The sequence below is a fragment of the Enterobacter sp. Ag1 genome (assembly GCA_000277545.1).
Taxonomy (GTDB): domain Bacteria; phylum Pseudomonadota; class Gammaproteobacteria; order Enterobacterales; family Enterobacteriaceae; genus Cedecea.
Window position 1 is genome coordinate 21087 of record AKXM01000021.1, and the last position, 11404, is coordinate 32490.

At 50.5% G+C, this 11404-nt stretch carries 15 protein-coding genes and 1 rRNA gene; 10 read left to right on the top strand and 6 right to left on the bottom strand.

Annotation, left to right across the window (positions count from 1 at the left end; genetic code table 11):
* The first annotated feature begins 72 nt into the window (after window positions 1–72).
* The 3 genes from A936_RS09860 (at window position 73) to A936_RS22775 (ending at window position 1210) form a co-directional block, all read left to right on the top strand.
* Entirely contained in the window at window positions 73–444 is a 372-nt protein-coding gene (locus A936_RS09860; protein WP_008457201.1) for a DnaJ family domain-containing protein, read from the top strand.
* Entirely contained in the window at window positions 444–860 is a 417-nt protein-coding gene (gene zntR / locus A936_RS09865) for a Zn(2+)-responsive transcriptional regulator (RefSeq protein ID WP_008457203.1), read from the top strand. The genes A936_RS09860 and zntR overlap by 1 nt, the downstream gene beginning before the upstream one ends.
* Window positions 861–925: 65 nt before the next feature.
* On the top strand, window positions 926–1210 hold the full coding sequence (locus A936_RS22775) for an alternative ribosome-rescue factor A (RefSeq protein ID WP_008457205.1): 285 nt from the start codon (window positions 926–928) through the stop codon (window positions 1208–1210).
* On the opposite strand, the gene mscL is transcribed toward A936_RS22775, so the two are convergent.
* The 5 genes from mscL to def all read right to left on the bottom strand — a co-directional run bounded on the left by mscL (window position 1146) and on the right by def (window position 5975).
* On the bottom strand, window positions 1146–1559 hold the full coding sequence (gene mscL, locus A936_RS09870) for a large-conductance mechanosensitive channel protein MscL (RefSeq protein WP_008457207.1): 414 nt from the start codon (window positions 1557–1559) through the stop codon (window positions 1146–1148). The genes A936_RS22775 and mscL overlap by 65 nt on opposite strands.
* Before the next feature lie 155 nt (window positions 1560–1714).
* Entirely contained in the window at window positions 1715–3091 is a 1377-nt protein-coding gene (gene trkA, locus A936_RS09875; protein ID WP_008457209.1) for a Trk system potassium transporter TrkA, read from the bottom strand.
* A 49-nt stretch (window positions 3092–3140) separates the two neighbouring features.
* On the bottom strand, window positions 3141–4430 hold the full coding sequence (gene rsmB / locus A936_RS09880) for a 16S rRNA (cytosine(967)-C(5))-methyltransferase RsmB (RefSeq protein ID WP_008457211.1): 1290 nt from the start codon (window positions 4428–4430) through the stop codon (window positions 3141–3143).
* A 73-nt stretch (window positions 4431–4503) separates the two neighbouring features.
* Window positions 4504–5451, bottom strand: a complete 948-nt coding sequence (gene fmt / locus A936_RS09885) for a methionyl-tRNA formyltransferase (RefSeq protein WP_008457213.1) — start codon at window positions 5449–5451, stop codon at window positions 4504–4506.
* 14 nt (window positions 5452–5465) lie between these two features.
* On the bottom strand, window positions 5466–5975 hold the full coding sequence (gene def, locus A936_RS09890) for a peptide deformylase (RefSeq protein WP_008457215.1): 510 nt from the start codon (window positions 5973–5975) through the stop codon (window positions 5466–5468).
* 137 nt (window positions 5976–6112) lie between these two features.
* Between def and dprA the strand changes: the two genes are divergently transcribed.
* From dprA to A936_RS09920, 6 genes are read left to right on the top strand one after another with little or no spacing between them, the layout of a single operon-like run.
* Entirely contained in the window at window positions 6113–7228 is a 1116-nt protein-coding gene (dprA, locus tag A936_RS09895; protein ID WP_034808676.1) for a DNA-protecting protein DprA, read from the top strand.
* Window positions 7200–7673 (top strand): DUF494 family protein Smg, encoded by a 474-nt coding sequence (gene smg, locus A936_RS09900; RefSeq protein ID WP_008457217.1) that lies wholly within the window; start codon window positions 7200–7202, stop codon window positions 7671–7673. The genes dprA and smg overlap by 29 nt, the downstream gene beginning before the upstream one ends.
* A 23-nt stretch (window positions 7674–7696) precedes the next feature.
* Window positions 7697–8251 carry a DNA topoisomerase family protein gene (locus A936_RS09905; protein WP_008457218.1) on the top strand — a complete coding sequence of 185 codons (555 nt, stop codon included), beginning with the start codon at window positions 7697–7699 and terminating at the stop codon, window positions 8249–8251.
* Window positions 8244–8816: an L-threonylcarbamoyladenylate synthase type 1 TsaC gene (gene tsaC / locus A936_RS09910; protein ID WP_008457219.1), complete on the top strand. Its 573-nt coding sequence runs from the start codon at window positions 8244–8246 to the stop codon at window positions 8814–8816. The genes A936_RS09905 and tsaC overlap by 8 nt, the downstream gene beginning before the upstream one ends.
* Window positions 8817–8818: 2 nt before the next feature.
* Window positions 8819–9637, top strand: a complete 819-nt coding sequence (aroE, locus tag A936_RS09915; protein ID WP_008457220.1) for a shikimate dehydrogenase — start codon at window positions 8819–8821, stop codon at window positions 9635–9637.
* Entirely contained in the window at window positions 9634–9891 is a 258-nt protein-coding gene (locus A936_RS09920; protein WP_008457221.1) for a DUF1488 family protein, read from the top strand. Before aroE ends, A936_RS09920 begins: the two co-directional genes overlap by 4 nt.
* On the opposite strand, the gene A936_RS09925 is transcribed toward A936_RS09920, so the two are convergent.
* On the bottom strand, window positions 9867–10421 hold the full coding sequence (locus tag A936_RS09925; protein ID WP_008457228.1) for a gamma carbonic anhydrase family protein: 555 nt from the start codon (window positions 10419–10421) through the stop codon (window positions 9867–9869). The genes A936_RS09920 and A936_RS09925 overlap by 25 nt on opposite strands.
* 474 nt (window positions 10422–10895) lie before the next feature.
* On the opposite strand from A936_RS09925, the gene A936_RS09935 reads away from it, so the two are divergent.
* A 16S ribosomal RNA gene (locus A936_RS09935) occupies window positions 10896–11404 on the top strand; the annotation flags it as partial.

Genomic DNA, 11404 nt, shown 5'->3' on the forward strand with positions numbered 1-11404 from the left:
TTTATATCCAGAATATCCCCTTCTCTCTATTCCCCGTATTCTTGTATTACTCCCGATAATTTTGAGGTCGCTATGTGGTTGCTTGATCAATGGGCAGAACGGCATATTCTTGATGCGCAGCGAAACGGAGAGTTCGAGGGGCTAGTCGGTAGCGGTGAGCCTATATTGCTCGACGATGACAGTCATGTTCCTCCCGAGCTCCGTGCCGGATACCGTCTGCTAAAAAATGCAGGTTGCTTGCCGGCAGAGATGCAGCAGCGGAAGGATGCCATTGAGCTGGTTGATCTGCTAAAAACGGTGCATATTCAGAGCGAGGAATATCAGGCGATCGGTAAAAAGCTCGCACTGCTTGAGCTTAAGCTCCGACAGGCGGGTATAAACACCGACTTCTTACGTGGTGAGTATGCCGTAAAATTGATGCAGCATATCGATGAGGAAAGGTGATGTTTCGTATAGGTGAACTGGCAAAACTGGCGGATGTGACGCCGGATACTATTCGTTACTACGAAAAGCAAAACATGATGGATCACGAAGTGCGAACTGAAGGTGGTTTTCGCCTGTATAGCGACAGCGATCTTCAGCGTCTTAAATTCATTCGTTACGCTAAGCAACTTGGTTTCACGCTTGAGGCCATCCGGGAGCTTTTATCGATCCGTATCGATCCTGAGCATCATACTTGCCAGGAATCGAAAGGGATTGTGCAGAGCCGGTTGAGTGAGGTTGAGTCTAAAATCAAAGAATTGCAGAATATGCGGCGCTCGCTGCAGCGTCTGAATGATGCTTGTTGTGGCAGTGCACACAGTAGCGTTTATTGTTCTATCCTTGAAGCGCTGGAACAGGGAGCAAGCAGCAAAAAATAGCCGCTTGATCTTTTACAGGCTCAGGCATAGACTCGCGGCGATCGTTTAACCCATCTGGAGTAACTATGAGCACCAAATATCGCCATCAAAAAGGGCAAATTAAAGATAACGCCATTGAAGCGCTATTACATGACCCACTGTTCAGGCAAAGAGTTGAGAAGAATAAGAAAGGGAAAGGCAGTTATCAGAGAAATGAGAAACACGGCAAGAGAGGTAACTGGGAGGCCAGTGGCAAACAAGCAATTCGCTTTTTTACCACTGGCTTTCTGCTTTTAATAACCAGTACTAATTCCGTTGGTTCTGCTCTTTCAGCAGGTCACGAATCTCGCTCAGCAGAACTTCCTCTTTAGACGGTGCCGGAGGTGCGGCAGGCTCTTCCGCTTTTTTACGATTCAGTTTATTGATCACTTTGATGGCCATGAAGATGGCAAACGCGACAATCACGAAGTCAAAAATATTCTGAATAAATACGCCGTAGTGCATAACTACCGCAGGAACATCACCCTGGGCATCACGCAATGTTAAAGCAAACTGTTTAAAATCAACGCCACCAATCAGCAAACCCAGTGGTGGCATAATAATATCCGCTACCAGCGAGGAAACAATCTTCCCGAATGCTGCGCCAATAATCACACCCACTGCCAAATCAACAACGTTCCCGCGCATCGCGAATTCGCGAAACTCTTTTAAAATACTCATTAATCTCTCCTTGTGCCGGCTGACAGTAATAATTCTAACAAAGGTTATCTTAATTTCCATTGCTACAAGAAATAAGAATTTTTTGTTAATTCCATAATTTTAAAATGGTTTTTGTATGAAGAAACAGAGCAGAAAATATTTCTGCTCTGTTGAGTTTAGAGGAAGAATGGGCTTGGTTGGAACAGGCGTTCGACATCGCTGACAAATTTCTTATCCGTTAAGAACATAATGACGTGATCGCCCTGTTCTATACGTAGGTTGTCGTTGGCAATCATCACATCATTGCCACGTACAACCGCACCAATGATCGTGCCAGGCGGCAGTTTAATCTCATCGATGACTCGACCCACAACGCGAGAGGTGCTTTCATCTCCATGAGCCACCGCCTCAATGGCTTCTGCAACGCCACGGCGAAGAGATGAAACGCCAACAATATCGGCTTTACGCACATGTCCGAGCAGAGCAGAAATGGTTGCCTGCTGAGGTGAAATCGCAATATCAATCACGCTCCCCTGCACTAAATCGACATAGGCATTACGCTGTATGAGGACCATGACTTTTTTGGCGCCCATTCGCTTAGCCAGCATGGCCGACATGATGTTAGCTTCATCATCGTTGGTGACCGCAATAAAGAGATCAACCTGATCGATATGTTCCTCTGCTAACAGTTCCTGATCTGAGGCGTCACCATAAAATACGATGGTATTTTGCAGCATTTCTGCAAGTTCAGAAGCTCGCTGCTGATCGCGCTCGATCAGTTTTACGCTGTAATCTTTCTCGAGACGATGTGCTAAACCTGCGCCGATATTACCGCCTCCCACCAGCATGATGCGCTTGTAAGGTTTTTCGAGGCGCTGAAGTTCGCTCATTACCGCACGGATATTTTGTGAAGCGGCAATAAAGAAGACCTCATCACCGGCTTCAACAATGGTTGAACCCTGCGGGCGAATAGGGCGGTCGTGACGGAAAATGGCTGCGACACGAGTATCGATGTGCGGCATATGTTCGCGCATGGTGGAAAGTGCATTACCCACCAGAGGACCACCATAGTAGGCTTTTACTACTGCCAGGCTAACTTTCCCTTCGGCAAAATTCACGACCTGAAGTGCCCCCGGGTACTCAATCAGGCGGTAAATATTGTCGATAACCAACTGCTCAGGAGCAATCAGGTGATCGATGGGAACGGCTTCTGCATTGAACAGTTTTTCTGCATCGCGAACATAATCGGGGGCTCGAATGCGGGCAATTCTATTAGGCGTATTAAACAGAGAATAAGCGACCTGACATGCGATCATGTTCGTTTCGTCAGAGCTGGTGACTGCGACCAGCATGTCTGCGTCATCGGCCCCTGCTTCACGAAGTACGCGGGGATGAGAGCCGTGGCCCTGGACTACGCGGAGGTCAAACTTGTCCTGCAGGCTGCGCAGGCGGGCCTGGTTAGTATCGACGACGGTAATATCGTTGTTTTCACCGACCAGATTTTCTGCCAGAGTGCCGCCGACCTGGCCCGCACCCAGAATGATTATTTTCATCGTTTATCGCTTCACGAGTGATGAAACTTATGACTCACCCTGTAGGGAGTCAGCTCTTAATTAGCTTAGCGTAATAGAAGCCGTCACCGTCGTCTGCTGCAGGCAGATTTTGAATGCCCGGAGCCTTATTGTCACCGGTTTCTACCAGTTTGGCATCGGCATGACGCGCCAGAAACGCGCTCACCTGATCCTTATTCTCGTCCGGGAGAATAGAACAAGTGGCATAGACAAGCGTCCCGCCGGTTTTAAGGTGAGGCCAGATAGCATCCAGAATCTCTTTCTGCAAAGCAGCGAGTTCTGCGATATCCCTGTCGCGACGCAGCCATTTGATGTCTGGATGGCGACGAATAACGCCGGTTGCTGAGCATGGTGCATCAAGCAAAATACGGTCAAACTTAGTTTCGCCACACCACTGAGCAGGGAAACGGCCGTCTCCCTGTTTTACTTCTGCTTTCATGCCAAGGCGTTCAAGATTTTCATGCACGCGTTTCAGGCGCTGGGTGTCAACGTCGACGGCCATCACTTTTGCATTCGGGGCCGCTTCCAGAATATGCGTTGTCTTACCGCCCGGTGCTGCACAAAGATCCAGAATAGTTTCACCGTTTTGCGGATCTAAAAGATCGACGCTGCCCTGAGCTGAAGCATCCTGCACGGTCACCCAGCCTTGCTCAAAACCAGGTAATGCCTGAACGGGGGCGGGTGAATCAAGGCGAACAGCATCCTGGTATTTGGGATGTATATGGCCTTCCAGACCAGCCTCAGCCAGCAAAGCCATCCATGCTTCACGCGTATGGTGCTGGCGATTTACGCGCAGCCACATTGGAGGGCGCTGGTTATTAGCATCGACAATGGATTCCCAGCAGTCCGGGTAAGCTTTTTTCAAACGCTGCAGCAGCCAGGCCGGGTGCAGAAAACGGCTTTCATGCTTAGCAGCTTCTGCCATCAGGTTTTCTTGCTGGCGCTGGAACTGACGTAGTACGCCATTGATTAAGCCCTTAAAAGCCTGGCGCTTAATCGCGATAGCACCTTCAACGGTTTCAGCCAGCGCAGCATGCGCAGGAATACGGGTATACAGAAGCTGATAGATGCCGACCATAATTAAGTAATGGATTGTACGCTGCTTTCCGGTCATCGGGCGTGACATGAGTTTGCCAACCAGCCAGTCCAGCTGCGGAAGGGTACGCAGCACGCCGAAGCACAGCTCCTGCAGCAGGGCTCTGTCTTTATCAGACACTTTCTGCTGTACCCCAGGCAGTACATTACTTAATGATTGTCCTTGCTCGACAACTTGTTCAATTGTTTGGGCAGCCAGGCTGCGAAGATTCAGTGTTTTTTTCATTATCGTGCTCTGGTTTTTCCAGCGCTATAAACAAAAATGCCCAGGTTACCCTGGGCGTATAAATGCGGCTTTATCAGGAGAGGACTGTACCAGGTTCAAACCATTCACGGCGTGAGTTCAGCAGGTCCTGCGCTTTCATGGCTTTTTTACCTGCAGGCTGCAGTTCTTCAAGATTCAGAATGCCCTCGGCGGTCGCAACCTGGATGCCTTGTTTACTGGTGGCCAGAATGGTGCCCGGTGCTGAATTTGTCTGGGTGTTGATCGCCGACGCGCGCCAGACTTTTAGCGGCTGCCCATCGATTTCTAGCCAGCTCATTGGCCATGGGTTAAAAGCACGGATACAGCGTTCCAGTTGAACGGCAGAAAGGTTCCAGTTGATGCGGGCTTCTTCTTTGCTGAGTTTCTCAGCATAGGTCACCAGCGCTTCGTCTTGAACCTCCGGCGTAGCGGTACCGTTGGCTAGCTGTTCCAGCGTGTCCAGAAGGCCTTTAGGACCCAGCCCTGCTAGCTTATCGTAGAGGGTTCCGCTGGTGTCTTCTGCCTCAATCGGACAAGAGAGTTTATACAGCATGTCGCCGGTATCGAGGCCGATATCCATTTGCATAATGGTGACGCCAGTTTCAGTATCCCCGGCCCACAAAGAACGTTGGATCGGTGCCGCACCACGCCAGCGTGGCAGCAGTGAACCATGAACATTTACGCAGCCCAGGCGAGGCATATCGAGTACCGGCTGAGGCAAAATCAGGCCATATGCAACCACCACCATAACATCGGCGTTGAGGTCGGCAATCAACTGCTGATTTTCCGCTTTACGCAGCGTAGCCGGCTGAAAGACAGGAATGCCTTTCTCTTCTGCCAGCACTTTTACCGGGCCTGGCATGAGTTTTTTGCCGCGGCCTGCCGGACGATCTGGTTGGGTAAATACACCAACGACCTGGTGCTGAGAAGACAACAGCGCGTCAAGGTGACGCGCTGCGAAGTCTGGGGTTCCGGCAAAAATAATACGCAGAGAATCTGACACGTTGTTTGTTGTCCTTAAGCTTTCGCTTTCAAACGGTCGAGTTTTTCAACTTTCTGGCGAATACGTTGCTGTTTCAGCGGCGACAGATAATCGATAAACAGTTTACCGACCAGATGATCCATTTCGTGCTGGATACAAATCGCCAGCAGGCCATCTGCTTCCAGTTCAAAGGCTTTACCGTCACGATCCAGCGCGCGAATTTTCACTTTTTCTGCACGAGGTACCAGCGCACGCTGTTCAGGGATGGACAGGCAACCTTCTTCAATACCGGTCTCACCGCTTTTTTCCAGCAGTTCCGGGTTAATCAGTACCAACTGTTCGTCACGGTTCTCGGATACATCAATCACGATGATGCGTTGGTGAATATCTACCTGCGTAGCCGCCAGGCCAATGCCTTCTTCGGCGTACATAGTATCGAACATATCATCAACGATACGCTGAATGTCCGCATTCACTTCTTCAACCGGTTTAGCGACTTTGCGAAGGCGCTCGTCGGGAATATGTAATACTTGCAAAAATGCCATAAATTTCCAGAGCTGTGTTCAGTAGTAGAAAGGATTATTCCCTCTATTCTAGACATTTCCCCGGCTGATTGACAGCATCAGTGACCAATCGCAAGGATTGCTTTGATGGCCTGTGGCAGGGGGATTGAGTGCAGATAATGGAGATTTGGCTACGTCTTATGGCTGTTAAGGGGCTGAGTGGGGATAAGTTCCTAAAAATAGCCCACTTCCTGGAACGATGCCCAAGGGTAGAAAGGGAGAGTCTGCTCGCGGCGGGATTAAATGCCCGAGAATGTGCATTATTTACTGCATTTAATGAGCGTCAGCTTGAAGCGAGTCTTCTCTGGCTCGATAAGCCAAGTCACCATCTGCTGACGGCGGAAGACGCCCTTTATCCTGAGCAGCTCAGAGCCATAAATGATTATCCTGCCGCTCTGTTTGTTGCCGGTGAACCTTCACTACTCAGCCAGAACCAGATTGCAGTTGTCGGTAGTCGCAACCTGTCAGATTACGGCGAGCGCTTTTGCCGGCAGTTCTGCGAAGCGCTTGCACAGTCTGGACTGGTGATAACCAGCGGGTTGGCATTGGGCATTGATGGGGTGGCGCACCGTGCGGCACTGAGAGTCAAGGGCAAAACCATTGCTGTGTTGGGGAATGGATTAGGCAGCGTTCATCCTAAACGTCATGCGATGTTAGCCCGGCAAATTCTCGAGCAAGAAGGGGCAGTGCTATCCGAGTTTCCCCTTTCCTGTACGCCCTGGCCCTCGAACTTTCCGTGGCGTAATCGTGTCATTAGTGGGCTGAGTAGAGCCGTTTTTGTCGTAGAAGCCGGTGAACGAAGTGGATCCCTGGTGACTGCCCGCTATGCCGTTGAACAGGGAAGAGAGGTATTTGCTCTGCCCGGTACGGTAGGAAGTCCTGGGAGCGATGGCCCGCACTGGCTTATTCAGCAAGGGGCTAATCTAGTACGAAGTCCGCAGGATATCCTTGATTATCTCGCCTCTGAACTCCATTGGCTTCCCGCTTCGCACAATGTGTCAATATATTCGCCAAATCAACAGGACGGCGCATTGCCATTTCCCCATCTGTTGGCTAACGTAGGAGATGAGGTTACACCTGTTGACGTCGTCGCTGAACGTGCCGGCCAACCTGTGCCAGAGACGGTAGCTCAGTTACTCGAACTGGAGTTAGCAGGATGGATCGCAGCTGTACCCGGCGGCTATGTCCGATTGAGGAGGGCATGCCATGTTCGACGTACTAATGTACTTATTTGAAACCTACATCCACAGCGAAGCAGAAATGCGCGTTGATCAGGATAAGCTGACGAGCGATCTCACCGACGCTGGTTTTGATCGTGAGGACATTTTTAACGCATTAGTGTGGCTTGAAAAGCTGGCCGACTATCAGGATGGTTTGACCGAACCGATGCAGCTTGCTGCCGATCCTCTCTCTATGCGTATTTTTACCGCAGAAGAGAGCCAGCGGCTTGATGCAGACTGTCGGGGCTTTTTACTGTTCCTTGAACAGATTCAGGTGTTAAATCTCGAAACCCGCGAAATGGTGATTGAGCGCGTGCTGGCGCTCGACACAGCAGAATTCGAACTGGAAGATCTGAAGTGGGTTGTACTGATGGTGCTGTTCAACATTCCGGGGTGTGAAAACGCCTACCAGCAAATGGAAGAATTACTCTTCGAGGCAAATGAAGGTATGCTGCACTAAATTAAGTTGCAGCATGAGATGTTATGGCCAAGTCAGCACTGTTCTCGGTGCCAAAAAATGAACCCTGCCCCCAATGCGGGGCAGAGTTAGCAATACGTTCCGGTAAACACGGCCCATTTTTGGGCTGTTCCCATTACCCGGAATGCGATTATGTTCGCCCGTTAAAGAGCCAGGCCGATGGGCATATTGTTAAAGTACTTGATGGCCAGCAATGCCCGGTTTGTCAGTCGACGCTCGTGCTACGTCAGGGGCGGTTTGGCATGTTTATCGGCTGCAGCAATTACCCTGAATGCGAACACACGGAAATCATTGATAAACCCGATGAGACGGCAATAGCGTGCCCCCAATGCCAAAAAGGGCAACTGGTTCAGCGTCGTTCTCGCTACGGGAAAACGTTCTGGTCCTGTAACAGCTACCCGGACTGTCAGTTTGTCATTAATGTTAAACCGGTAGCGGGTATCTGCTCTGAATGTCAGTATCCGCTGCTTATTGAAAAGAAAACGGCTCAGGGCGTGAAACGTTTCTGCGCCAATAAACAATGTGGAAAGCCGGTAACGACGGAACAAGCCAGTGAATAATAACCTGCCTGAAGGCCAGCTCGCGCAGATCGTAGCGGCCCTGAAAGAAGAACAAGTCATCGCCTACCCAACCGAAGCCGTCTTTGGCGTTGGTTGCGATCCCGATAGTGAACTCGCAGTTACTCGCCTGCTTGAGCTGAAACAGCGTCCGGTAGAGAAGGGACTTATCCTTATCGCCGCCAATTTTGAGCAGCTGAAACCTTATATTGATGCCGCTGCGCTTAATGAAGCACAGCTTTCGGTGGTGTTTGCAAACTGGCCTGGCCCGGTGACGTTTGTTTTCCCGGCTTTGCCCTCCACCCCAAAGTGGCTGACCGGGCGTTTTGATTCTTTGGCGGTGCGTGTGACCAATCATCCGCTTGTGAAAGAGCTATGTCTTACCTACGGTAAGCCTCTGGTGTCTACCAGTGCGAACCTTACGGGCTTGCCTCCGTGTCGCAGTTCGGAAGAAGTTCAGCAGCAGTTTGGCCAAAGTTTCCCTGTACTTATGGGGGATACCGGTGGGCGGCTTAATCCTTCAGAAATACGCGATGCCTTAACCGGCGAACTCTTCCGTCAGGGGTAATTATGGAAACTTTCGCCGTCTTTGGTAACCCTATTCAGCACAGCAAATCTCCTCTTATTCATCGCCTTTTCGCAGAACAATTGGGAATTGAACATCCTTATGGACGCGTGCTTGCTCCGTTAGACACTTTTGCTGAAACACTTGAAGCCTTCTTCAATAAAGGAGGAAGGGGAGCCAACGTCACCGTCCCTTTTAAAGAACAAGCTTTTACTCGTGCAGACGAGCTAACAGAGCGGGCGGCGCTGGCAGGTGCGGTCAATACGCTCAAGCGCCTGGAAGATGGACGTTTGCTTGGAGACAATACGGATGGTATTGGCTTGTTGAGCGATCTTGAACGTTTGAAACTGATCAAACCCGGCGATCGTATTCTGCTGGTGGGGGCCGGCGGCGCAGCGCGTGGTGTACTGCTGCCCTTGTTATCATTAGATTGTGCGGTCACGATAACCAACCGTACGTTTGCCAAAGCGGCAGAACTGGCTGATTTATTCAGCCATACGGGAAGTGTTAACGCCGTGGCAATGGATCAGCTCGAGGGGCATGAATTCGATTTACTGATCAACGCCACGTCCAGCGGGATTGGCGGTGAGATCCCTGCGCTGCCGGTTTCTCTCCTTTCCCACCGTGTAAGTTGCTACGACATGTTTTACCAGAAAGGGCTGACGCCATTCTTGAACTGGGCTACGAGTCACGGTGTAGTGTCTTACGCGGATGGTCTTGGCATGCTGGTGGGGCAGGCTGCACACGCTTTTATGCTTTGGCACGGCGTCATGCCAGATGTCGCGCCAGTTATTGAGGCGTTGAAAAGAGAAATGGCGGCGTGAACCAGGCCATTCAGTTCCCGGCTCGTGAAGTCTGGGATGAAGAGCGGCAGGCTATCCGTTTTCCTGCGCTGGTGCAGGGGTTCCAGGTTGAGTGCGCGATAAGCTCATTGGCCATTGCCAGCCGCTTCGGCGGCAATGGCGCCGAAGAGTGGCTTTCTTTATTTCGGGAATATCGTTGGGATCTTGAAGAAGAAGCCGAAGGCCTGATCGAAAGTGAGCAGGAAGGCGATCAAGGGTGGTACTGGCTATCCTGAGCCAGATACTCATCTTTCCAGCGCACATAATTGTTAGCGGAGTAGGTTAATCCGGCCAGCTCCGCTTCAGTCAGGCGGCGAATCTGTTTCACCGGACTGCCTAAATAGAGAAAGCCGCTTTCCAGGTGCTTGTTCTGGGGGACCAGGCTACCGGCACCAATCATCACATCATCTTCTACTACTACTCCATCCAATAGGATCGACCCCATTCCAACCAAGACGCGATTGCCGATCGTGCAGCCGTGCAGCATTACCTTATGGCCCACCGTCACATCTTCACCAACGATCAGCGGGTTCCCTTCAGGTTTATAAGAGGACTTATGGGTAACATGAAGCACGCTGCCATCCTGGATGTTGGTGCGTGCTCCAATTGTCACGGTGTTTACGTCCCCTCGAATAGCAACTAACGGCCAGATACTGACATCATCCGCCAGTTTTACGTCACCAATGACCACGCTGGTGGGATCAACCATGACTCGTTCATCGAGTTGAGGGAAAGTTTTTTGAAAAGCACGCAGTACCGCAGACATAAACACCTCAGGGAAATTCATTACAGAAATAGACTGTGGCCGCTTTCTTGAGCAATGGCAAGGGAGTAAAGGGCGATAAAGAGGGCAGATCGAACAGGATCTCAGCGAAAAGAGTGAAAACTAAACATTCAGAAAAAAAGATCGAAAAAGTACTTGTGCTAAAAAGTGGGATCCCTATAATGCGCCTCCATCGAGACGGCACAGTGAATCACTTCACAAATTAGCCGGTTCGATAAAGAGAAAAAATCCTGAAAATCGGGGTTGACTCTGAAAGAGGAAAGCGTAATATACGCCACCTCGAGTTAGCAAGCGAAAGCGCCTAACTCACTGCTCTTTAACAATTTATCAGACAATCTGTGTGGGCACTCGCAGGATTGATATCTCAGCATCTTCGGATGCAAACAAATATCAAGTCTTGAAGAGTGACTACTGATTTTATAAACAGTTTTAATTCTTTGAGCATCAAACACTTTTAAATTGAAGAGTTTGATCATGGCTCAGATTGAACGCTGGCGGCAGGCCTAACACATGCAAGTCGAGCGGTAGCACGGGGAGCTTGCTCCTGGGTGACGAGCGGCGGACGGGTGAGTAATGTCTGGGGATCTGCCTGATGGAGGGGGATAACTACTGGAAACGGTAGCTAATACCGCATAACGTCGCAAGACCAAAGAGGGGGACCTTCGGGCCTCTTGCCATCAGATGAACCCAGATGGGATTAGCTAGTAGGTGGGGTAATGGCTCACCTAGGCGACGATCCCTAGCTGGTCTGAGAGGATGACCAGCCACACTGGAACTGAGACACGGTCCAGACTCCTACGGGAGGCAGCAGTGGGGAATATTGCACAATGGGCGCAAGCCTGATGCAGCCATGCCGCGTGTATGAAGAAGGCCTTCGGGTTGTAAAGTACTTTCAGCGAGGAGTAAGGCATYAAGGTTAATAACCTTGGTGATTGACGTTACTCGCAGAAGAAGCACCGGCTAAC

Coding starts and splice junctions, on each gene's coding strand:
- A936_RS09860 (WP_008457201.1), top strand. CDS start 73: ATGTGGTTGCTTGATCAATGGGCAGAACGGCATATTCTTGATGCGCAG.
- zntR (WP_008457203.1), top strand. CDS start 444: ATGTTTCGTATAGGTGAACTGGCAAAACTGGCGGATGTGACGCCGGAT.
- aroE (WP_008457220.1), top strand. CDS start 8,819: ATGGAAACTTTCGCCGTCTTTGGTAACCCTATTCAGCACAGCAAATCT.
- A936_RS09905 (WP_008457218.1), top strand. CDS start 7,697: ATGGCCAAGTCAGCACTGTTCTCGGTGCCAAAAAATGAACCCTGCCCC.
- trkA (WP_008457209.1), bottom strand. CDS start 3,091: ATGAAAATAATCATTCTGGGTGCGGGCCAGGTCGGCGGCACTCTGGCA.
- A936_RS22775 (WP_008457205.1), top strand. CDS start 926: ATGAGCACCAAATATCGCCATCAAAAAGGGCAAATTAAAGATAACGCC.
- mscL (WP_008457207.1), bottom strand. CDS start 1,559: ATGAGTATTTTAAAAGAGTTTCGCGAATTCGCGATGCGCGGGAACGTT.
- smg (WP_008457217.1), top strand. CDS start 7,200: ATGTTCGACGTACTAATGTACTTATTTGAAACCTACATCCACAGCGAA.
- dprA (WP_034808676.1), top strand. CDS start 6,113: ATGGAGATTTGGCTACGTCTTATGGCTGTTAAGGGGCTGAGTGGGGAT.
- A936_RS09925 (WP_008457228.1), bottom strand. CDS start 10,421: ATGTCTGCGGTACTGCGTGCTTTTCAAAAAACTTTCCCTCAACTCGAT.
- rsmB (WP_008457211.1), bottom strand. CDS start 4,430: ATGAAAAAAACACTGAATCTTCGCAGCCTGGCTGCCCAAACAATTGAA.
- def (WP_008457215.1), bottom strand. CDS start 5,975: ATGGCATTTTTGCAAGTATTACATATTCCCGACGAGCGCCTTCGCAAA.